The sequence below is a fragment of the Campylobacter sp. US25a genome (assembly GCF_004379075.1).
Lineage (GTDB): Bacteria > Campylobacterota > Campylobacteria > Campylobacterales > Campylobacteraceae > Campylobacter_D > Campylobacter_D jejuni.
The window spans coordinates 1-229 of record NZ_RYYM01000170.1 but is presented as its reverse complement, the minus strand read 5'-3'; the positions used below and the strand labels follow the sequence as shown (position 1 = coordinate 229).

General features: G+C 35.8%; 1 protein-coding gene. It reads right to left on the bottom strand.

All coding sequences use genetic code 11. The features are described 5' to 3' along the window. Positions 1 to 229, bottom strand: a 229-nt coding sequence (locus tag ELQ12_RS10175; RefSeq protein WP_134264769.1) for an AAA family ATPase, incomplete at both ends; no start/stop codon positions are given.

The window sequence follows — 229 nt, the reverse complement described above, 5'->3', positions numbered from 1 at the left end:
ATCCTGGAGGCGCACCTAAGAGTCTTGAAACACTATGTTTTTCCATAAATTCACTCATATCAAAGCGAATCATTTCTTTTTCATCATCAAATAAAAATTTCACCAAAGCTTTAGCTGATTGTGTTTTTCCTACCCCTGTTGGCCCTAAAAACAAAAAGCTTCCTATATGTTTATTGTCCGCATTAAGTCCTGCTTTGTTGCGTTTAATGGCTCTAGATAAAGCACTTAA